This is a genomic window from Mycolicibacterium sp. CBM1 (assembly GCF_054073305.1).
The window spans coordinates 22,357-41,689 of sequence record NZ_JBSXPP010000024.1 but is presented as its reverse complement, the minus strand read 5'-3'; the positions used below and the strand labels follow the sequence as shown (position 1 = coordinate 41,689).

Annotated in this window: 15 protein-coding genes; 11 read left to right on the top strand and 4 right to left on the bottom strand. The window is 68.6% G+C overall.

Annotated elements, in window-relative coordinates:
* Positions 1-181: 181 nt before the first annotated feature.
* Positions 182-547: a hypothetical protein gene (locus ACXDF8_RS24430; RefSeq protein ID WP_457225849.1), complete on the top strand. Its 366-nt coding sequence runs from the start codon at positions 182-184 to the stop codon at positions 545-547.
* Here ACXDF8_RS24430 and ACXDF8_RS24425 read toward each other — a convergent pair.
* Together ACXDF8_RS24425 and ACXDF8_RS24420 are read right to left on the bottom strand one after the other, a co-directional pair.
* The gene (locus ACXDF8_RS24425; protein WP_457225875.1) at positions 544-1,212 is read right to left on the bottom strand and encodes a potassium channel family protein; all 669 of its coding nucleotides are present in this window, start codon (positions 1,210-1,212) and stop codon (positions 544-546) included. The genes ACXDF8_RS24430 and ACXDF8_RS24425 overlap by 4 nt on opposite strands.
* Before the next feature lie 18 nt (positions 1,213-1,230).
* Positions 1,231-1,908: a potassium channel family protein gene (locus tag ACXDF8_RS24420; RefSeq protein WP_457225848.1), complete on the bottom strand. Its 678-nt coding sequence runs from the start codon at positions 1,906-1,908 to the stop codon at positions 1,231-1,233.
* Positions 1,909-2,034: 126 nt separating this feature from the next.
* Between ACXDF8_RS24420 and ACXDF8_RS24415 the strand changes: the two genes are divergently transcribed.
* The 4 genes from ACXDF8_RS24415 (at position 2,035) to dxs (ending at position 8,622) form a co-directional block, all read left to right on the top strand.
* Positions 2,035-4,041: an APC family permease gene (locus ACXDF8_RS24415; RefSeq protein ID WP_457225847.1), complete on the top strand. Its 2,007-nt coding sequence runs from the start codon at positions 2,035-2,037 to the stop codon at positions 4,039-4,041.
* Between the two features lie 7 nt (positions 4,042-4,048).
* Positions 4,049-5,236, top strand: coding sequence for a class I SAM-dependent RNA methyltransferase (locus ACXDF8_RS24410; protein ID WP_457225846.1), 1,188 nt, complete (start codon positions 4,049-4,051; stop codon positions 5,234-5,236).
* A gap of 112 nt (positions 5,237-5,348) precedes the next feature.
* A complete protein-coding gene (gene nhaA / locus ACXDF8_RS24405; protein WP_457225845.1) occupies positions 5,349-6,680 on the top strand; it encodes a Na+/H+ antiporter NhaA in 1,332 nt (443 codons plus the stop codon).
* A gap of 28 nt (positions 6,681-6,708) precedes the next feature.
* The gene (dxs, locus tag ACXDF8_RS24400; RefSeq protein WP_457225844.1) at positions 6,709-8,622 is read left to right on the top strand and encodes a 1-deoxy-D-xylulose-5-phosphate synthase; all 1,914 of its coding nucleotides are present in this window, start codon (positions 6,709-6,711) and stop codon (positions 8,620-8,622) included.
* Here the strand turns inward: dxs and ACXDF8_RS24395 are convergent.
* Complete coding sequence (locus ACXDF8_RS24395) at positions 8,619-9,905, bottom strand: HRDC domain-containing protein (RefSeq protein WP_457225843.1); 1,287 nt, start codon at positions 9,903-9,905, stop codon at positions 8,619-8,621. The genes dxs and ACXDF8_RS24395 overlap by 4 nt on opposite strands.
* Positions 9,906-9,907: 2 nt before the next feature.
* Complete coding sequence (locus ACXDF8_RS24390; protein WP_457225842.1) at positions 9,908-10,510, bottom strand: DUF3000 domain-containing protein; 603 nt, start codon at positions 10,508-10,510, stop codon at positions 9,908-9,910.
* A gap of 82 nt (positions 10,511-10,592) precedes the next feature.
* Here ACXDF8_RS24390 and hemE point away from each other — a divergent pair, with 82 nt between their 5' ends.
* From hemE to ACXDF8_RS24360, 6 genes are all read left to right on the top strand, one after another.
* Complete coding sequence (hemE, locus tag ACXDF8_RS24385) at positions 10,593-11,657, top strand: uroporphyrinogen decarboxylase (RefSeq protein ID WP_457225841.1); 1,065 nt, start codon at positions 10,593-10,595, stop codon at positions 11,655-11,657.
* A 34-nt stretch (positions 11,658-11,691) separates the two neighbouring features.
* Positions 11,692-13,047: a protoporphyrinogen oxidase gene (locus ACXDF8_RS24380; protein WP_457225840.1), complete on the top strand. Its 1,356-nt coding sequence runs from the start codon at positions 11,692-11,694 to the stop codon at positions 13,045-13,047.
* Positions 13,048-13,075: 28 nt separating this feature from the next.
* Entirely contained in the window at positions 13,076-13,780 is a 705-nt protein-coding gene (gene hemQ, locus ACXDF8_RS24375; protein ID WP_457225839.1) for a hydrogen peroxide-dependent heme synthase, read from the top strand.
* 188 nt (positions 13,781-13,968) lie between these two features.
* The gene (locus tag ACXDF8_RS24370) at positions 13,969-14,478 is read left to right on the top strand and encodes a hypothetical protein (protein ID WP_457225838.1); all 510 of its coding nucleotides are present in this window, start codon (positions 13,969-13,971) and stop codon (positions 14,476-14,478) included.
* A 30-nt stretch (positions 14,479-14,508) separates the two neighbouring features.
* Complete coding sequence (locus ACXDF8_RS24365) at positions 14,509-16,875, top strand: putative bifunctional diguanylate cyclase/phosphodiesterase (RefSeq protein WP_457225837.1); 2,367 nt, start codon at positions 14,509-14,511, stop codon at positions 16,873-16,875.
* A gap of 63 nt (positions 16,876-16,938) precedes the next feature.
* A complete protein-coding gene (locus ACXDF8_RS24360) occupies positions 16,939-19,263 on the top strand; it encodes a putative bifunctional diguanylate cyclase/phosphodiesterase (RefSeq protein ID WP_457225836.1) in 2,325 nt (774 codons plus the stop codon).
* Positions 19,264-19,333: the final 70 nt, after the last annotated feature.

Sequence of the window (19,333 nt, the reverse complement as noted above, 5' to 3'; positions counted from 1 at the left end):
GACGGCCGCCTGCTGATCACCGTCGCGATACTGGCGTCGTTGATCGCCTTCCTCGACGGCTCGGTGGTGAAGCTGGCTCTGCCCGCCATCAGCGCCGACCTCGGCGGCGGGCTGCTCACCCAGCAGTGGGTGGTCGACGGCTACCTGCTGACTCTGCTGCTGTGCGCGGCGGCGCCCACCGGTGGTGTCCCGGTCGGTGCTCGCTGCCCGCACCTTCGCAATCGGCAACCTGGCGACCGTCTTCCTCTACGCGGGTATCACGCTGGGCCTGTTGCTGGTGGCGCTGTATCTGCAGGAGCTCGCGGGGCTGTCACCCGCGCAGGCCGGCCTGGCGGCCGTCGAGCCGACGCAGAGCGGCATCGGGTCGGCGATCAACAATGCCGTCGCGCGGGTGTCCGGGTTGATCGCCATCGCGTTGACCGCGAACGGCTTTCGCCGCGGCGTCGCGGTGACGGCGGTGCTACTGGTGATGGCCGGCGCGGTGGCGGCGGCGGGGATCGGCGACGACGGGGGCTGGCTGCCGGATGGCAGCCTCGACCTCGGCTAGGAGGTCGAGGCGGACAGCACCGTCGCGCGTAGTTCGTCCTCGACCTCGGGGGCCGCGACGAACAGCAGCTCGTCACCGCCTTCGAGGGGCTCGTCGGCCTCCGGCACGATCACCCGCTGGCCGCGCAGAATCGTCACCAGCGCGGCGTCGCGGGGTAGCACCAGCTTGCGCACCGGGCGGCCGCCCCACGGGGTGTCGTCGGGCAGGGTGATCTCGACCAGGTTGGCGTGGCCCTGGCGGAATTGCATCAACCGCACCAGGTCGCCGACCGCGACGGCTTCTTCCACCAACGATGCCAGCATCCGCGGGGTGGACACCGCCACGTCGACGCCCCAGGCGTCGTCGAAGAGCCACTCGTTGCGGGGGTCGTTGACGCGGGCCACCACCCGCGAGACCGCGAACTCCGTCTTGGCCAGCAGGGAGAGCACGACGTTGGCCTTGTCGTCACCGGTGGCGGCGACGACGACGTCGAACTCCTCCAGATGGACCGACTCGAGCAGGCTGATCTCGCAGGCGTCGCCGAGCCGCCAATGCGCGGCCGGGATGGCGTCGACGTCGAGATGCTCGGCGTTGCGCTCGATGAGCGTCACCTCGTGTTCGCTTTCCAGCAGCTCGCGGGCGATCGAGCGGCCCACCGCACCGGCACCGGCGATCGCGACCTTCAGCCGTTTGTCGCCCGTCACTCAGTGCCCCTCTCCGACGTCGGGACCGGGAGGCAGCGCGGCGATCGCCAGCGCTTCGGCGGCCCGCCCCGAGACCGCCGCGATGTAGACCTGATCACCGGACTGCACGACGGTTTTCGGCTCGGGCAGGATGCCGGTACCGAATCGGATGACAAACGCCACCCGCGCGCCGGTCGCCTCCTCCAGCGAGGTCAGCCGGTGACCGACCCAGCCCTCGTGCAAAGTGACCTCCGCCACGGCCATGGTGCCCGTCGGGTCCCGCCATCTGGCGGTCTCGGTGTCGCGGACGAGCGCGTTCAGCAGCCGGTCGGTGGTCCACGGCACGGTGGCCACCGTCGGGATACCGAGGCGTTCGTAGACCGCGGCGCGTTTGGCGTCGTAGATGCGGGCGACCACCCGCTGCACCCCGAAGGTTTCGCGGGCCACTCGCGCGGAGATGATGTTCGAGTTGTCGCCGGAGGACACCGCGGCGAAGGCGTCGGCGTACTGGATCCCGGAGCGCAACAGCACTTCCCGGTCGAACCCCATGCCGTGCACCCGTTCGCCGGAGAACTCCGGCGACAACCGGTGGAACGCGGTCGGGTCCCGGTCGATGATCGCCACGTCGTGACCGATCCGGGACAGCGCGTCGGCCAGCGAGGCGCCCACTCGGCCGCATCCCATCACCACTACCCGCAACTGGCGTCCTCTCGGCTACGTCGTGCGTCGGCCAGCATAGAGCCGGGGCCGAAAAGTGGCTGACCGAATCCATACGGACAACGACAGTATGGGGAACGCTACAGCCAAACCGGCATGGGCCTACTCTTGGCACTCGTGTCTAAGCTTTCGACCGCCGCACGTCGGCTGGTCCTGGGGCGCCCCTTCCGCAGCGACAAGCTGAGCCACACGCTGCTGCCCAAGCGGATCGCTCTGCCGGTGTTCGCCTCCGACGCCATGTCCTCGGTGGCCTACGCGCCCGAGGAGATCTTTCTGGTGCTCTCGGTGGCGGGGCTGTCCGCTTACGCGATGGCGCCATGGATCGGGGTGGCGGTCGCGGTGGTGATGCTCGTCGTGGTGGCCTCGTACCGCCAGAACGTGCACGCTTATCCCTCCGGCGGCGGCGACTACGAGGTGGTGACCACCAACCTCGGTCCGACCGCGGGTCTCACGGTCGCCAGCGCCCTGCTGGTCGACTATGTGCTCACCGTCGCGGTGTCGATGGCTTCGGCGATGTCGAACATCGGGTCGGCGATCCCGTTCGTCGACACCCACAAGGTGTGGTTCGCGGTGGCCGCCATCGTGCTGCTTGCGTCGATCAACCTGCGCGGGATTCGGGAATCGGGCACCGCCTTCGCGATTCCCACCTACGCGTTCATGTTCGGCATGTACATCATGCTCGGCTGGGGCCTATTCCAGATCTACGTGCTCGACGTCCCGCTGCGGGCCGAGTCGGCCGGCTTCGAGGTGCACAACGAGCACGGCAAGGTGCTGGGCTTCGCCCTGGTGTTCCTGGTTGCGCGCGCGTTCTCGTCCGGCTGTGCGGCGCTGACCGGTGTCGAGGCGATCAGCAACGGGGTGCCCGCATTCCGTAAGCCCAAGTCGCGCAACGCGGCCACGACGCTGGCCATGCTCGGCCTGATCGCCATCTCGCTGTTTATGGGCATCATTCTGTTGGCCAAGGCAACCGGGGTGAAGGTGGCCGACGATCCCGCCACTCAGCTGGTCGGCGCGCCGCAGAACTACCAGCAAAAAACCCTGGTCGCCCAGCTCGCCGACGCGGTGTTCCACGACTTCCCGATCGGCCTGTTCCTGATCACCGGTGTCACCGCGCTGATCCTGGTGTTGGCGGCCAACACCGCCTTCAACGGGTTCCCGGTGCTGGGTTCGATCCTGGCGCAGGACCGTTACCTGCCCCGCCAGCTACACACCCGCGGTGACCGGCTGGCCTTCTCCAACGGCATCGTGTTCCTCGCGCTGGCCGCGATCGCTTTCGTGGTCGCTTTCCGGGCCGAGGTGACCGCGCTGATCCAGCTCTACATCGTGGGTGTGTTCGTCTCGTTCACGCTCAGCCAGATCGGCATGGTCCGGCACTGGACCCGGCATCTGCGCACCGAGACCGATCCGCGCGCGCGGGGGCACATGATGCGTTCCCGGGTGATCAACACCATCGGCTTCATCGCGACCGGCGCCGTGCTGATCGTCGTGCTGGTCACCAAGTTCGTCGCCGGTGCCTGGATCGCGATCCTGGCCATGACGAGCCTGTTCGTGCTGATGAAGGCGATCCACAAGCACTACGACACCGTCGCGCGGGAACTGGCCGAGCAAGAGGCCGAGCAGGGCGAGGTGGTGCTGCCCAGCCGCAACCACGCCGTGGTCCTGGTATCCAAGCTGCACATGCCCACGCTGCGGGCGTTGTCCTACGCCAGGGCCACCCGGCCCGACGTGCTGGAGGCCATCACCGTCAACGTCGATGACGGCGAGACCCGCCAGCTGGTGCACAAGTGGGAAGACAGTGACATCACCGTACCGCTGAAAGTCGTTGCCTCGCCCTACCGCGAGGTGACTCGGCCGGTGCTGGACTACGTCAAGCGAATCAGCAAGGAAGCACCGCGCACGGTGGTGACCGTGTTCATCCCCGAGTACGTCGTCGGGCACTGGTGGGAACAGGTGCTGCACAACCAGAGCGCGTTGCGGTTGAAGACGCGGCTGCTGTTCATGCCCAACGTGATGGTGACATCCGTTCCGTGGCAACTGAATTCGTCGGAGCAGCGGGTCCAGGAGCTGCAGGAGCAGAATGCGCCCGGCGACGTGCGTCGAGGGTTCGTGGAGTGACGCGACAGTGACACGGGGCGACCTGGCCGAGCTGGTGCTGGAGACCGGTGCCGCAGCCAACGGGGGCAGTTGCGTGGCACGCCACGAGGGCCGGGTGGTGTTCGTCCGGTACGCGCTGCCTGGCGAGCGGGTGCGGGTACGGGTTACCGGTGACCGCGGATCCTATTGGCACGCAGAGACTCTCGAGGTGCTAGAACCCTCGCCCGACCGGCTGGACTCGCTGTGCCCGATCGCCGGTGTGGACGGCGCGGGTTGCTGTGACCTCGCCTTCGTCGAACCGCGTGCCGCGCGAGCGCTCAAAGGGCAGGTTGTCGCGAATCAACTTGCGCGCCTTGGCGATTTCAGCTGGGACGGGGTCGCCGAACCGGTCGGTGACGGCGCCGCGCTGGGCTGGCGCACCCGGGTGCGGCTCGCGGTCGGCGACGACGGGCGCGCCGGGTTCCATCGCTACCACAGTGCCGAACTGGTCACCAACCTTGGCTGTGGGCAGCTGCCCGACGGCATGCTCAACGGGATGACCGAAAAACGTTGGCGCCCTGGCGACCAGGTGCACGTCGTGCTCGGCGACGACGGCACCCGGCACGTCGTGTGCACCAATCAGAAGCAGCGCCGCGGACACGCGGTCGAGGGTGGCTACGACGCGGTGCAACGGGTGGGCGAGCGGGAGTGGAAGGTGCCGGCCACCGGTTTCTGGCAGTCCCACCGCGACGCCGCGGCTACCTACAGCGCATTGGTGGCGGACTGGTGCAACGGTATCGACGGGGCCACGGCCTGGGACCTCTACGGCGGTGCTGGTCTGTTCGCCGCCGTGCTGGCCGAGGCCGTGGGGGAGTCGGGCCGGGTGCTTACGGTGGACACCTCGCGAGCGGCGTCGGTGGCCGCGCGCTCGGCGCTGGCCGACCTGCCGCAGGTCGAGGTGATGACCGACTCGGTGCGACGGGCACTGACCGGCCGCCGCGCCGACGCCGACATCGCAGTGCTCGACCCCCCGCGGTCGGGGGCCGGCCGCGAGGTGATCGACCTGCTCGCCGAGGCCGGGGTGCCCCGCGTCATCCACGTCGGCTGTGAGGCGGCCTCCTTCGCCCGCGACATCGGGCTCTACCGGGCGCGCGGCTACGCCGTCGAGCAACTGCGGGTGTTCGATTCGTTCCCGTTGACCCATCACATCGAGTGCGTCGCCCTGCTCACGAGGTGAGATACGTCACCGCGGGCCGGTCGGGTCGGGTCGGCTAGACTTCTGCCCCTAGGTGCGCCGGGAAGTCTGGTCGGCAGTGAATTGTCTTGTCCCGTCGACGCCCGAGGTGAGCGTGTCCGACCCCAAGCCGTTGCTGCACCGCGCGCTGTTCGCTCGCGGCTCATGGTCGGAGACCTCGCGCATCGCGGGAATCCTGCGCAAGGAGACCGTCGGCGGGGCGCTGCTGCTTGCAGCGGCGGCCGCCGCGTTGATCTGGGCGAATTCGCCGTGGTCGGCGACCTACCACTACTTCACCGAGTTCCACGTCGGCACCGACCGGCTCGGTCTGCACCTGGATCTGAGCCTGGGCGGCTGGGCGGCCGACGGGTTGCTCGCCATCTTCTTCTTCGTCGTCGGGCTGGAACTCAAACGCGAGTTTGTCGCCGGTGACCTGCGTGATCCCGGGCGCGCCGCACTTCCGATCGCCGCCGCGGTCGGCGGCATGGTGGTGCCCGCGCTGATCTTCGTCGCGTTCACCGCCGGTGTTGGCGACGGCGCCACCCGTGGCTGGGCCGTGCCGACGGCCACCGACATCGCGTTCGCGGTGGCCGTCCTCGCCGTCATCTCCACCCACCTGCCGGCCGCGCTGCGCACGTTCCTGCTCACCCTGGCCGTGGTCGACGATCTGCTGGCGATCTCCGTGATCGCGGTGTTCTACACCGACAAGATCAAGATCGTCCCGCTCGCGACGGCCCTCATTCCTCTGGTGGTGTTCGCAATCCTGGTGCAGCGGCGGGTCCGGTCCTGGTGGCTGCTCGTGCCGCTGGCGATGCTCACCTGGGCATTCGTCCACGAATCCGGTGTGCATGCCACCGTCGCGGGTGTGCTGCTCGGATTCACCGTGCCGGTGCTGCGCAGCGCGGCGGCGGGTGGGCCGGATGCGGGGCCCGGGCTGGCCGAACACTTCGAACACCGGATGCGCCCGGTGTCGGCCGGTTTCGCGGTGCCGGTGTTCGCCTTCTTCGCCGCCGGCGTGAGCTTCGGTGGCTATGACGGTTTGGTTACGGCGCTGAGCGACCCGATCGCGATGGGCATCGTCACGGCGCTGGTCGTCGGCAAAACCGTCGGGGTGTTCGGCACCACCTGGGTGCTGGCCGCGGTGACCCGCGCCCGTCTCGACTCGGCATTGCGCTGGATCGACGTGTTCGGCATGGCGATGCTGGCCGGAATCGGTTTCACGGTATCGCTGCTGATCGGCGAATTGGCCTATGAACCTGACTCGCCGCGGCAAGACGTGGTCAAGGTCGCGGTGCTCGCCGGCAGTTTGCTGGCCGCCCTTATCGCGGCGATCGTCCTGCGGATGCGCAACCGCCACTACCGCTCGGTGTGGGAGTTGGAGACCCGCGACCGCGACCATGACGGTGTGCCCGACATCTACGAAGCCCACGAGTCTCATCAGGACTGATCGACGGGGCGATGCGTAGACTGGCCTGATGCTTGAACAGGTTCGCGGCCCCGCCGACCTCCAGCACCTGTCCCAAGCGCAGCTGACCGAACTGGCTGCCGAGATACGCCAGTTCCTGATCCACAAGGTCGCTGCCACGGGTGGCCATCTGGGGCCCAATCTCGGTGTGGTCGAACTGACGCTGGCTCTGCACCGCGTCTTCGACTCACCGCACGACCCGATCATCTTCGACACCGGCCACCAGGCGTACGTGCACAAGATGCTCACCGGTCGCGCCGCGGACTTCGACACGTTACGCACGAAGGACGGCCTCTCGGGTTATCCGTCCCGCGCCGAGAGCGAGCACGACTGGGCCGAATCCAGTCACGCATCGGCGGCGCTGTCCTACGCGGACGGTCTGGCCAAGGCGTTCGAGCTGACCGGTCACCGCAATCGCCACGTCGTGGCTGTGGTCGGCGACGGTGCGCTCACCGGCGGAATGTGCTGGGAGGCACTGAACAATATCGCCGCTTCCCGGCGGCCGGTGGTGATCGTGGTCAACGACAACGGCCGCTCCTACGCCCCGACTATCGGTGGGCTGGCCGACCATCTGGCCGCGCTGCGCCTGCAGCCGGGCTACGAGCGTCTGCTCGAGCGCGGCCGGGTCGCGGTGCGCGGCATGCCGGTCATCGGCGAGGCCTGCTACCAGGCCATGCACAGTGTCAAGGCCGGCATCAAGGACGCGCTGTCGCCGCAGGTGATGTTCACCGACCTCGGTCTGAAGTATGTCGGCCCGATCGACGGCCACGACGAGCACGCCGTGGAGAACGCGCTGCGGCACGCCCGCGGGTTCAACGCCCCGGTGATCGTGCACATGGTCACACGCAAGGGCATGGGCTATGCGCCGGCCGAGAACGACGAGGCCGAGCAGATGCACTCCTGCGGCGTGATCGACCCCGACACCGGGCTGGCCACCAAGTCCGCCGCGCCGGGCTGGACGTCGGTGTTCTCCGACGCGCTGATCACGTATGCGGCCAAACGCCGCGACATCGTGGCGATCACCGCCGCGATGCCCGGCCCGACGGGGTTGTCGGCATTCGGCGAACGGTTCCCCGACCGGCTTTTCGACGTCGGCATTGCCGAGCAGCACGCGATGACGTCGGCGGCGGGCCTGGCAATGGGCGGCCTGCACCCCGTGGTGGCGATCTATTCGACCTTCCTCAACCGCGCCTTCGACCAGATGCTGATGGACGTTGCGCTGCACAAGCTGCCGGTCACGATTGTCCTCGATCGGGCGGGCATTACCGGTAACGACGGTGCCAGCCACAACGGCATGTGGGACCTGTCGATCCTGAACATCGTTCCCGGCATCCGGGTCGCTGCCCCGCGCGACGGCGCACGCTTACGCGAGGAGCTCGGCGAGGCGCTCGAGATCAGCGACGGCCCGACGGCCATTCGATTCCCCAAGGGCGAAGTGGGGCAGGATATTCCGGCGCTGGAGCGATGCTCGGGTGTGGACGTGCTGGCGCGCCCGTCCGACGGTCTGGGCGACGACGTGCTGCTGATCGCGGTGGGATCGTTCGCCGCCATGGCGCTCAAGGTCGCCGAGCGGCTACGCAATCAGGGCATCGGCGTGACGGTCGTGGACCCCCGCTGGGTTATCCCCGTGCCGGATGCGCTTGTCCCACTTGCCAAATCGCACAAGCTCGTGGTCACCATGGAGGACAACGGTGTGCGTGCCGGCGTCGGCTCGTCGGTGTCGGCAGCGCTGCGCGCGGCCGAGATCGACGTGCCGTGCCGCGATGTCGGTGTGCCGCAACAGTTCCTGGATCACGCGTCGCGCGGTGAGGTGCTCGACAGAATCGGCCTCACCGACCAGAACATCGCCCGCCAGGTCACCGGCTGGGTGGCGGCGCTGGGCGCCAGCGACGAGTCGGTCACCGACTCCGCCGACAAGACCTAGTCGTTCGGTTGTGCGTCAGGCGACTTCAGCGCCGCAGCCAGCACCGGCACCACCAGCGAGCGCTGCCATGACCGCGCTCCGCCGTCGCGCAGAAACGCCTCGACCGCCTCGGTGACTTCGGCGCGATCCTGCCAATCCCAGCACAGCCGGCGAACCAGTTCGGGGGAGATCAGGTTTTCGGTCGGTATGTTGACCCGCGCCGACAGCGCGGCGAGCGCGGTACGGGCGGCTTCGAGCCGGGCCGCGGCTTCCGGCTTGCGCTTGGTCCACCGAACGGCGGGCGGAGGCCCGCTCTGGGCTTCCGAGCTCTCGGGCGGTTCTGGGTTGTTGCGGGCCGCTTCCAGCGCATCCAGCCAAACCTGGGCGCTGCGGCGCTGCTTGTGGCCGCCGAAGATCGCCAATTTGGTCAGTTCCTCGACGGTTTTCGGGTCGGCCTGCGCGGCGGCGATGATCGCCGAGTCGGGCAGGATGCGTCCCGGTGCGATGTCCCGGCGACGGGCGATGTGATCACGCGCGGTCCACAGCTCGCGGACCGCGGCCAGTGCCTGCCGGTTGCGCACCTTGTGCAGACCGGAGGTGCGCCGCCACCGGTCACGCCGGGTCGGGGTGGCTTCCGCCTGCCGCAGATACTCGAATTCCTCTGCAGCCCAGTCGGTTTTGTTCTGCTCGGCGAGCACCGCGGCGATCGATTCGCGCAGTTCGATGAGCACCTCGACGTCCAGTGCGGCGTAGTTCAGCCAGGCGTCGGGTAGCGGGCGTTTGGACCAGTCCGCGGCGCCGTGTCCCTTGGCCAGGCCCAGCCCGAGTAGCCGCTGCACCATCGCGGCCAGGTTCACCCGGTCGAAGCCTGCCAGCCGCCCGGCCAGCTCAGTGTCGTAGAGCGACGGCGGGCGCATGCCCACCTCGGCCAGGCACGGCAGATCCTGGTCGGCGGCGTGCAGGATCCATTCGTCGGTGGCCAGTACCTCAGCCACCGGGGCCAGTACGTCGATCGGGCTGCTGCCGTGGTTAACCGGGTCGATCAGCACGGTTCCGGCGCCGGTGCGGCGGATCTGGATCAGGTAGGCCCGGTTGGAGTAACGGAATCCCGACGCGCGCTCGGCGTCGACGGCGAACGGTCCGGTGCCGCCGGCGAGCTGTTCGGCGGCCGCCGAGATCTCCGCGGCGCTGACCGACAGTGGCGGCACACCGTTCGCCGGTGCCAGCAGCGGGGTGGCCTCGGGCGCGTCATCGGTGGGGGTGTCCGGCGCACCCACGGCACCGTCGTCGTCGAGTTCTGACATGGCTATGCGCGCGAGCGGGATCCCAGATCCGTCACTCCGACCGGCGGCAGACCCGCGGCGTGTTCGAGGACCTCGCAGAACGCTTGGACGTGGGTGTCGAGTTGCATCGTGGTGGCCGTCCACGACGCCCGCATCTCGAGCTGGTGTGCCCGCGGCGGCCCGGAGATATCGCCGTAGCGCACCGATGTCGTGGCGGTGACGGTGCCGCCGAGCGCCGTGACGTGCTCGGAGCGCGTCTCCAACGCGTCGATGAGCCAGCTCCACGCCACCTCGGGTAGCAGTGGGTCGACGGCCTCGCTGGAGTCGAGGTCGGCTTGGATGTAGGCGACCAGGCGCATAGTGCCATCCCAGGCCTCTGACCCGTCCGGGTCGTGCAGCAGGATCAGCCGGCCGAACGCGTCACCGTCGGAGCGTTCGGGCACAACCTCGGTCTCGGCATGCTTGACCTCCGCACCCAGCGCATAGCTGTACGGCGCGAGACGCTGAGGTGGGCGGATCGGACCGAGTTCGATCTCCGTGCGCACCTCGGCGGCGTTCATCGCCGCCACCGCCTCGCGGAATTGCGCCGGTTCCGCAGTGGTCACGTGCAGTGACGCTAGCCGCATCGTCCAGGTCCGGTGAGCAGGCGCGCCGATTTCGTGCCAGCAGCCGGTTCCCGGCCTGCGGCTACGTGGCAGCATGGACGCGATGAGTACCCGACGCCAACTGCCCGACGCGCCGTACCTGGCCGCCGCCGCGGGCCGCAAACCCAGCCGGGTGCCGGTCTGGTTCATGCGCCAGGCCGGCCGGTCGCTGCCGGAGTACCGCCAGCTACGGGCCAAGAACACCATGATGCAGGCCTGCTTCGACCCGGCGCTGATCTGCGAGATCACGATGCAACCCGTGCGCAGGCACGCCGTCGACGCCGCGATCCTGTTTTCCGACATCGTCGTCCCACTGCGCGGCGCGGGCATCGAGTTGGACATCGTTCCGGACGTCGGCCCGGTCATCGACCACCCGATCCGCACCGCGGCCGATGTCACGGCGATCAAAAGTCTTGAGCTGCAACGGGTCAGCGCGGTCGCCGACGCGGTGGCACTGCTGGTGGCCGAGCTGGGGGAGGTGCCGCTGATCGGGTTCGCCGGCGCTCCGTTCACCCTGGCCTCCTATCTGGTGGAGGGCGGGCCGAGCAAGCTGCACGAGCGCACCAAGGCCATGATGCTGGGCGAGCCATCCACCTGGCACGCGCTGATGGGGATGCTCACCGATCTGACGATCGCCTTCTTGAAGGTGCAACTCGACGCCGGGGTGGACGCCATCCAGGTGTTCGACTCGTGGGCGGGCACGCTTTCGCTGGCCGACTACCGCACCCACGTGCTGCCGCACAGCACCCGGGTTTTCGCCGCGCTGGCGGACTACGGCGTGCCGATGACGCATTTCGGCGTCGGGACCGCCGAGTTGCTCGGCGCGATGGCGCAGGCGGCCTCCACCGGCCGCGCGCCGGCCGTCGTCGGCGTCGACTGGCGCACCTCGTTGGCCGACGCCGCGACCCGTGTCGGCCCGGGCCTGGCCCTGCAGGGCAACCTGGACCCGGTGGTGCTGCTGGCCGGGTGGCCGGTGGTCGAGAGCGCCGCCCGCGCGGTGGTCGACGACGGGCGCCTGGCCGTCGACTGCGGAGCGGCCGGCCACATCTTCAACCTGGGCCACGGCGTGCTGCCCGGCACCGACCCCGACGTGCTGACCGACCTGGTGGCCCTGGTGCATTCGCTGTGACCGTGGCACGGATCCAGAGCGGGGCGAGCCCGTAATGAGCCGACGGTACTGCGTTGTGGGCGGCGGCATTTCGGGTCTGGTCGCCGCCTACCGACTCCGGATGTTGATCGGTTCGGACGCCGACGTCACCGTCTTCGACCCCGCCGACCGGCTCGGCGGCATCCTGCGCACCGAACGGTTGTGCGGTCAGTCGATGGACGTCGGCGCCGAGGCGTTCGTCGTGCGCCGTCCCGAAGTACCCGCGCTGCTGGGCGAACTCGGGCTCGCCGACCGCCAGATCAGTACCACCGGCGTGCGGCCGACCATCTTCAGCCAGGGCCGCATCCACCCGCTGCCCCCGGGCACCGTCAACGGCATTCCCAGCTCCGCGGCGTCTGTCACCGGACTGGTCGACGACGCCACCATCGCCCAGATGGCCGCTGAGCCCCACCGTCCACTGTCGTGGCGGGCTGGGTCGGATCCAGCGGTCGGCGAGGTGGTCGGCGACCGCTTCGGTGAGCAGGTGGTCGCCCGCTCGGTGGACCCCATGCTCTCCGGGGTCTACGCGGGGTCGGCCGCCACCATCGGCATCCGCTCGGCGGTGCCCACCGTCGCCGCCGCCCTCGACGCGGGCGCTACCAGCCTCACCGAGGCCGTGCGGCGTGCCGTGCCCCCCAACATCAGCGGCCCGGTGTTCGGTGCTATCGACGGCGGCTATCAGGTACTGCTCGACGAACTCGTGACGCGCAGCGCGCTGCGGTGGGCACAGACGTCGGTGAACCGGATCGAGGCCGACGGCGCCGGTTGGCTCGTCGCCGACGACGACGGCGGGCAGTGGCGGGCCGACGGGGTGATCGTGGCGGTACCGGCGCCGCGGCTGGCACAGCTGGTCGGCGACGTCGCGCCGCGGGCCGCCGCAGCGGCCGCGCGGATCCCGGTCGCCTCGGCGGCGGTGCTGGCGATGGCCGTTCCCGGCGGCACTCCGCTGCCGCCGCAGTCCGGTGTGCTGGTCGCCAGTGGAGAACCTCTGCACGCCAAGGCAATAACGCTGTCTACGCGCAAGTGGGGAGCGCGCGGCAACGCCGAACTGCTGCGCATGTCCTTCGGCCGCTTCGGCGATCAGCTGGCCCGGTCCACCTCCGATGCGGACTTGCAGGCCTGGGCGCTGGACGATCTGCGGACGGTGTTCGGCATCGCCGTCGAGCCGGTCGACGTCCTCGTGCACCGCTGGCTGGATGCGATGCCGCAGTACGGGCCTGGGCACGCCACGCTGGCCGCCGAGTTGCGGACAGGTCTGCCACCGACATTGGCCATCGCGGGCAACTACCTCGACGGCATCGGTGTGCCCGCCTGCGTGGGCGTCGCGGGCCGGGCCGCCGAGCGTGTGGTGGCCGCCACCACGCGTCCGTAGCGCCGTCCCGGCGTGGCACGATAGTGCCATGGCCCGACTGGATTACGATGAGCTCAACGCGACGATCCGCTATGTGATGTTCTCGGTGTTCGCCGCCGAGCCTGGCGCCCTGGGCTACGACGAGGAGTCCCGAGCCGCCGTCGTCGACGAGACTGCCACCTTCCTCAAGCAACAGGAAGAGAACGGTGTGGTGGTGCGCGGAATCTACGACGTGGCGGGCCTGCGCGCCGACGCCGACTTCATGATCTGGACCCACGCCGAGCGCATCGAGACGCTGCAGGCCACCTACAGCGACTTCCGCCGGACAACGGTCCTGGGCCGATCGGTGGAACCGGTGTGGAGCAGCGTCGCACTGCACCGGCCCGCGGAGTTCAACAAGAGCCATGTCCCGGCCTTCCTGGCCGGTGAGGAACCGGGTAACTACGTCTGCGTCTACCCGTTCGTGCGGTCCCTGGACTGGTATCTGCTGCCCGACGAGGAGCGGCGCAAGATGCTCGCCGACCACGGGATGGCCGCCCGCGGCTACAAGGATGTGCGCGCTAACACCGTGCCGGCATTTGCTCTGGGTGACTACGAGTGGATCCTGGCGTTCGAGGCCCCCGAGCTGTACCGCATCGTCGACCTGATGCGGGATCTGCGTGCTACCGAGGCCCGCCGTCACGTCCGCGAAGAGGTGCCGTTCTTCACCGGCCCCCGCATCGGCGTCGAGGAATTGATCGCCAAGCTGCCGTGACGGCCGGGTTGTCTGCCCGCAAACTAGTACGCGGTGCGGGTGGAGTTCGCTAAAATCCGGCTGTCGACCATCTCCGTCTAGAGCAGCGGGGGAGGGGCAGACAGATCGGGGGCCGGATGGCCGCGAGGGGACCGACACAGAAGCAGGCGGCGGTCGGCGTCGCAGTTGCGCTCGGGGTGGGTTTAGCCGTGTCGCCACTCGGCCGGCTGACGGGAACGTCTGCGGTCGCTTTCGCCATGAACACCGACACCGCGGTCGTCTTCTGTGCCGCCGCGGCCGCACTCTGCGCCGCGGCAACGGCCAGGGCCAGAATTGGACGGGTCCGGCTGGCCTGGACATCGCTGAGTATCGGGTTGGTCTGCTTCGGTGTCGGAGCCGAGATCTGGCACTACTACACGATTGCCGGCATGGCTCCGTTCCTGTCGGGGGCAGACGCCGCCTGTCTGGTGCTGCCGTTGGCCCTCTGCGGGGCTCTGCTGCTACTCACCCCGGCGCTGAGCCGAATCTCGCGCACTCTGCTGATGCTCCAGAATCAGCGGTTGTTGACGACGGTGGCCGGGCGGGCCCTGCGTGACCCGGTGACCGGGTCGGGCAATCGGTTCCTCAGCGGTGTACTGGCCGGCGACCTGGGCCGGGGTGTTCGCTGGGACACGGAGACTGTCGGTTGTCCGATCCCGCCGTCATACCGGCCGGTCTGACACGGTAGCCACCAGGGGGAGGGGTGCGGGATGTCGAAGACGGCGTTGACGGCAGTGGCCGCCGTGGTGTGTTTCGTGGTGTTCGTGGTGTGGATCCTCAGCGGCGTGACACACGGTGCCGCGTTCACCGCGGTCGACGGCGTCTTGCTGGCGGCCGTCGCGATCGTCGCTGCACTGGCGTCGGCGTGGACCGTGCGGGCCGTTCACGGTCGCGCACGGGCGGCTTGGGCGGCGCTGGCGTTCGGGCTGGCCGCCTATGCCGCCGGCGAAGTGGTGTGGGCCTACCTCGAGGTCGGTGTTGACGAGGGCCCGTTTCCCTCGCTCGCCGACGCGTTCTTTCTAACCTTTCCAGCCGGAGCGTGTGTCGCGCTGCTGCTGTTCCGGAATCGCTCCGTGCGGTCGTCGGACTGGCGCATCCTCCTCGACGGCGTGATCGTTGCGGGTTCGTTGTTTGCCGCGTCGTGGGCGTTGGTGATGAGTGAGTTGTATCGCGCGGGCGCGGCAAGCCGGTTCGAGTTCGTGTTGTTGATGGCCTACCCGGTATGGGACGTCGTATTGGTGACAACGGCCTTGGTGGTGATAGCGAGCGCCGGCCCGGCCCAGCGCCCGACGATGACGCTGGTGACGCTGGGCCTGACCGCCATGGCGTTGGCGGACAGCGGATATGCCTATCTTTCGGCTCGTGGTGAGTACTTCAGCGGGAACATCGTCGACATCGGCTGGGTGGCGGGATTGTTGCTGTTGACGGTGGCCGCGGTCGCCGCGCGTGAGGCCGGGGCCGACGACGGCGCCACCGACGAGCTGCCCGGCTGGGCGTCGGTCTGGGTGCCGTATGCGCCGTTGATGGTCGCCTTGGTCGTGGTGGCGGCCAAACCGCCCGAGGTGGCGTCGAGCCCGATGTTTCCGCTCGGAGTGCTGTTGTTGGTGGCGGTGTTGCTTCGGCAGGCGTTGGCTGTCAGTGAGAACCGCCGGTTGCTGAGCCAGATCGCCGAGCAATCGTCGCTGGATCCGCTGACCGGTCTCGGGAATCGGGCGTTGTTCAACGATCGGCTCACCGAGGCGATGCAGGCACGCGAGGCGGACGGCGGCGCGGTCGCGCTGATCGTGATGGACCTCAATGACTTCAAGCTCGTCAACGACAGCCTCGGGCACCCGGTCGGGGACGAGCTGCTGCACCTGGCGGCCGATCGTGTCGCCGAGTGTGTCCGGGCCGGGGACATCGTCGCCAGACTCGGCGGTGACGAGTTCGCGGTGTTGATCTGCGACGAGGTGGACCACGCCGAACTGGTCGCCCACCGGGTGCTCGAGGTGTTCGACCGGCCGTTCGACGTCGGCGGCCAGGAGTTGCTGATCCGCCCCAGCGTGGGTTTTGCGGTCGCCGCGGCGGACCGCGCGCAGATGTCGGCAGACGAGCTGTTGCGGCGCGCCGATGTCGCGATGTATTCGGCGAAGCGGTCCCGCGGCGCGGCAGTTTGTGCCTACAACGCCGAGATGCGGCTGGCCGACGGCCGGGGCGCCGGGCAGCGGCATCCTGCGGATTCGCCGGCGCCTAGCGGCGCGGCCGTCGTGCGTCTGCTCGGTGAGCTGCGCCAAGCCATCGAGAAGGTCGAACTGACGCTGGTCTACCAGCCGAAATACGACCTACGGTCGGTACGGATCATGGGGGTCGAAGCCCTCGTGCGCTGGCCTCATCCGCAGCGGGGCCTGCTCGGCCCCGACGAGTTCCTGCCGTTGGTGCGCCGCTATGGGCTGATGGGTGTGCTGACCGAATTCGTGGTGAGCAAGGCGCTCGACGACGCGGTCCGCTGGCACGCGCTCGGGTTCGAGATCCCGGTGGCGGTGAACCTCTTCGCGCCCTCGATGGCCAACCCCGATCTGCCGGTGATGCTGTCGCAGGCGCTGTCCACGCGGGGTCTCACCGGTGCGGCGTTGACGGTCGAGATCACCGAGGACCTGTTTCTAGAGAACATGGATCGGACCCGGTTGGTGCTCACCACGATGCGCAGCAACGGCATCCGGATCGCCATCGACGATGTCGGGACCGGCTACTCGGTGTTGTCCTACCTGCGGGATCTGCCGATCGACGAGGTCAAGCTAGACCGGGACTTCATCGCGCCGATCCTGGTTGACCGGCGGGCCGCGACCGTCGTACGGGCAGTGCTGAACCTGGCCGCCGAACTCGGTCTGGACACCGTCGCCGAGGGCATCGAAGACGCCGAGACCGCAGTCTGGCTTCGCGACCACGGCTGCCGGGTCGGCCAGGGCTATCACTTCAGCCCTCCGCTGCCGATCAAGGACTTGCTCGACGTGCTCGGCCGAGACCACGACTTCGGTGGTCGGCGCTATGAATCCGGCATTTCGGCGCCCCCCGAGGCGATGCGCGTGACGCCGACGTGACAGGCCGACACCTACACTTGCCTATCTGTCAATAACGTGGTGGCGTCCGGGAGGTCTCCTTCAGTGCTGAAGACAGCACGCGTCGGCGCCATCGCCGCAGCGGTCTTCGCGGTGTACTCGCTCTGGTTGCTCTCCGGGTGGTCCCAGGGACGCCCGTTGGTGATCGTCGCTGACGTGTTCTTCGTCGTCTTGACCGTTACCGCCACACTGCTCGCCGCTCGCGCGACCCGTTCGATGAGCGGGCAGCTACGCAAGGCGTGGTTGTCGATCACGGTGGGCCTGCTGGGCTGGGCAGTCGGGGAGATCATCTGGGCGTACTACGAGATCAGGCAGCGCGAGCTGCCGTTTCCGTCCCTCGCCGATGTCGCCTACCTGGTCTTTCCGGTGGGCGCCTGTGTGGGGCTTCTGTTGTTCCCCGCGGCTCACAGCATCCAGTCGCGACTGCGGTTGCTCCTCGACGGGGTGATCGTTGCCGGCTCTCTGTTCCTGGTCAGCTGGGTGACGATTATGCGCCCCCTCGCCGAGGAGGGGGCGAACAGTCGCCTCGCATTCGTGATCTCGCTGACCTATCCGATCTCCGACATCGTCATCGTCACGATCGCCGCGGTGGTGTTGGTCAGGTCCAGTGGAGCGCACCGCCTGTCACTGACTCTGCTGACCGTCGGGCTGGCGTGTGTCGCCGTATCGGACAGTGTGTTCGCCTACCTGGAGGCCAAGAACAAGTACGCCTCCGGCGGCGTGATCGACCTCGGCTGGGCGGCCGGCCTGCTGTGCATCACCGTCGCCGCCGTCGCCGAGTCTAAAACCCGTTTCGTGCAACGAGATTCGGTCGCGCTGCCCGGATGGGCCTCGGTCTGGCTGCCGTACGCACCGCTGCTGGTGGCGGGCATCATCGGGGCCGCCCAACCCGTGCCTCTGCTGCAAACCCACCCCGTGTTGATCGCCGCCGGTCTACTGGTGGTGGCCGTGCTGGCCCGCCAATTCCTGGCGGTCAGCGAGAACCGGCGACTGCTCGCCGCGGTAGCCGTTCAGGCGCTGCACGATCCGCTGACCGGGCTGGCCAACCGTGCATTATTCAACGAGCGTCTCGACCATGCCATGCAGCTGCGTGAGCGGGAGGATCTGTCGGTCGGTGTGGTGGCGGTGGACCTCAACGACTTCAAGCTGGTCAACGACAATCTCGGACATCCGGTCGGTGACGACCTGTTGGTGGGAGTCGCCTCGCGGTTGATGAACTGCGTGCGCGTCGGTGACACGCTGGCCCGTCTGGGTGGTGACGAGTTCGCCATCGTCGTCGAGGGGGGTGTGGATGCCGCCGAGGTGGTCGGCCTGCGTGTCGTCGAAGCGTTCGAGGAACCGTTCGTGCTGCGGGGCCACGAGCTGTTGATACGGGCCAGCGTCGGGGTCGCCGCGGCCGAGCCCGACGAGCCCACTCTGGAGGCCGAGGAGCTGCTGACTCGCGCCGACGCCGCGATGTATGTGGCCAAGCGGTCGCGGGTCAGCGGCATGCGGAGTTACGACCCCGACATCCATGTCGCCGACATGGCCGACCAGGACCTGGCCGGCAAGCCGGCCGACGGTGTCCGCGACGACGGTGTGACCGCCATCCAGCGGCTCGGCAAGCTCCGCAAGGCCATCGAGCGATCCGAGCTCATCCTGGTTTATCAGCCCCAGGTCGACTTGCGTACCGGCGCGGTGATCGGGGTCGAAGCGCTGCTGCGCTGGCCGCAGGGCGACGACGGCGTGTTGGCCCCCAAGGAGTTCCTGTTTCTGGTGCGCCGGCACGGCCTGATGAGGTCGGTGACTCGGCTGGTGCTCGACAAGGCGCTCGACGACGCGCTGTCCTGGCGCCGGGCCGGAGTCGACTTACCGGTTGCGGTGAACGTGTTCGCCCCGTCGATGACCGCCGGCGATCTGCCCGCGATCATCGGTCGTGCGCTGGCCGAGCGCGGCCTGGAACCCTCGGCACTGAGCGTGGAGATCACCGAGGACATCTTCCTGGATGGGGCGCACCGGACCCGCGCGGTGCTCAGCCAGTTGCGCAGCAGTGGCATTCGGATCGCTATCGACGATTTCGGCAGTGGGTATTCCACGCTGTCCTATCTGCGTGACCTGCCGATCGACGAGGTGAAGCTCGATCGCGAGTTCATCGCGCCGATCGTGGCAGATCCCCGTGCGGCGGCGGTGCTGCGAGCGGTGGTGGACCTGGCTCACGTCCTGGGGTTGACCATCGTCGCCGAGGGCGTCGAGGACGCCGAGACTGCCGCGCTGGTGCGTGAATTCGGGTGCGACGTGGGCCAGGGCTTCTACTACAGCGTGCCGCTAACGCCCGACGAGTTGGTGGATCTGGTCGGGCCGGCGGCGAGCGCTTCGCCGCCGTCGGCGTGACGGCGGTCACGGGCGGAAGAGTTTAGCTCAGCACGAAACTTTGCTACGCTACGGCGGTTCGTCCGTCTGG